This window comes from Roseateles sp. P5_B10 (assembly GCF_056400485.1).
This window is the reverse complement of the sequence record NZ_JBFULE010000854.1, coordinates 1-2,193: the sequence shown is the minus strand read 5'-3', so window position 1 is coordinate 2,193 and position 2,193 is coordinate 1. Positions and strand designations below refer to the sequence as shown.

Here is a 2,193-nt window from a genome sequence, read left to right as displayed (position 1 = left end):
CCTATTTCGAGGTGGTCGATCCTGAGGGGGTACGGGTCGGCAGCTATGTCGTTCGCGAGGCGCAGTCCATCAATCCCCCATTTGCGGCCTCCGTCACGGTGGAAACGGTCGAATAGCGGCCTGCCTTTCCAGTGAAGTTCGGTCGTTTCGGACAGCTGCATGGCCGCTGGAAAGCCGCCGGTTCGTCACATCGCCGAAAATAGGGCGATGAATGAACAGATCACCCCCGCCGCCATTCCGAAGATTGGCTTCGTCAGCCTCGGCTGCCCGAAGGCTTTGACCGATTCCGAGCTCATCCTCACCCAGCTGCGTGCCGAGGGCTACGAAACCTCCAAGACCTTTGCCGGCGCCGACCTTGTGATCGTCAACACCTGCGGCTTCATCGACGACGCCGTCAAGGAAAGCCTGGACACCATCGGCGAGGCCCTGGCCAAGAACGGCAAGGTCATCGTGACCGGTTGCCTGGGCGCCAAGGCCGGCGCCGGCAGCAGCGATGCCGGCAGCCTGGTGCGCGAGATCCACCCCRGCGTGCTGGCCGTCACCGGCCCGCATGCGACCCAGGAGGTTATGGATGCGGTGCACACCCACGTGCCCAAGCCCCACGACCCCTTCGTCGACCTGGTGCCCAGCTACGGCGTCAAGCTGACGCCCAAGCATTACGCGTATCTCAAGATCAGCGAAGGCTGCAACCACCGCTGTTCCTTCTGCATCATCCCCAGCATGCGCGGCGACCTGGTGTCGCRCCCCATCGGCGACGTGCTGAACGAGGCCCGCGCGCTGTTCGAGAGCGGCGTCAAGGAGCTGCTCGTCATCAGCCAGGACACGTCGGCCTATGGCGTGGACGTGAAGTACCGCATGGGCTTCTGGGACGGCAAGCCGGTCAAGACTCGCATGCTGGATCTCGTCGCCCAGCTCGGCGAGATCGCCAAGCCCTATGGCGCCTGGGTGCGCCTGCATTACGTCTACCCCTATCCGCACGTGGATGAGGTGCTGCCGATGATGGCCGAAGGCCTGGTGCTGCCATATCTGGATGTGCCCTTCCAGCATTCCCACCCCGACGTGCTCAAGCGCATGAAGCGCCCGGCCAACGGCGAGAAGAACATGGAGCGCATCCTGCGCTGGCGCGAGAGCTGCCCCGAGCTGGTCATCCGCTCGACCTTCATCGCCGGCTTCCCCGGCGAGACCGAGGCCGAGTTCCAGCATCTGCTGGACTTCATGCAGGAAGCCAGGATCGACCGCGCGGGCTGCTTTGCCTATTCGCCGGTCGAGGGCGCCAGCGCCAACGAGATCCCCGGCGCGCTGCCCAAAGAGGTGCGTGAGGAGCGCCGTGCGCGCTTCATGGCCGTGGCCGAACAGGTCTCGGCCGCCAAGCTGCAAAGCCGTGTCGGCCAGACGCTGCAGGTGCTCGTCGACTCCGCGCCGGCCCTGGGCCGCAAGGGCGGGGTGGGGCGCTCCTACGCCGACGCGCCCGAGATCGACGGCACCGTGAAGATCCTGCCGCCCGAGAAGGCCAGCAAGACGATGAAGGTGGGCGATTTCGTGCGCGCCCGCGTCGTGGCAGCGGATGGGCACGACCTGGTGGCGAGCCTGGTCTGATGAGCAAGAAGGCTCCCAGCACTCAGCTTATTCACCACCCTTACCGCGCCCCCGAAGGCTGGGATGCGGTGCCCGTACCGGTGGCCAAGGCCTCGACCGTGCTCTTCAAGAATACGGCCGATCTRCACAAGCCTAAGCCGCGTGACGGGCTGACCTACCGCTACGGCCTGCATGGCACGCCCACCAGCTACACGCTGGCCGCGCGCATCGCGACGCTGGAGCATGCCGAGCATTGCCTGCTCGTGCCGAGTGGCTTGGCGGCGGTGACGCTGCCGTCGCTGGCCGTGCTGCGGCCCGGTGACGAGGTGCTCGTGCCGGACAACGTCTATGGCCAGAACCGCTACCTGACCGAGTCGTGGCTGCCTCAATGGGGCGTCACACACCGCTTCTACGACCCGCTGACGGTGCCCAAGCTGCGTGACAACACCAAGCTGGTCTGGCTGGAGGCGGCGGGGTCGATCACGTTGGAGTTCCCTGATCTGCTCGGGACGCTTGCCGCCTGCCGTGCGCGCGGCATCACCACGGCGCTGGACAACACCTGGGGCGCCGGCCTGGCCTTCAATGGCTTCGAGCCGGCACCCTTGACCCACCCAGGGC

2 protein-coding genes are annotated in these 2,193 nt (G+C 66.2%); both read left to right on the top strand.

The window, feature by feature from the left end:
• Positions 1–207 precede the first annotated feature (207 nt).
• On the top strand, positions 208–1,596 hold the full coding sequence (gene rimO / locus AC1DU6_RS28500) for a 30S ribosomal protein S12 methylthiotransferase RimO (protein WP_477861242.1): 1,389 nt from the start codon (positions 208–210) through the stop codon (positions 1,594–1,596).
• The coding region (locus AC1DU6_RS28495) for a PLP-dependent transferase (RefSeq protein ID WP_477861240.1) at positions 1,596–2,193 on the top strand (598 nt) is incomplete at its 3' end. The genes rimO and AC1DU6_RS28495, both read left to right, overlap by 1 nt.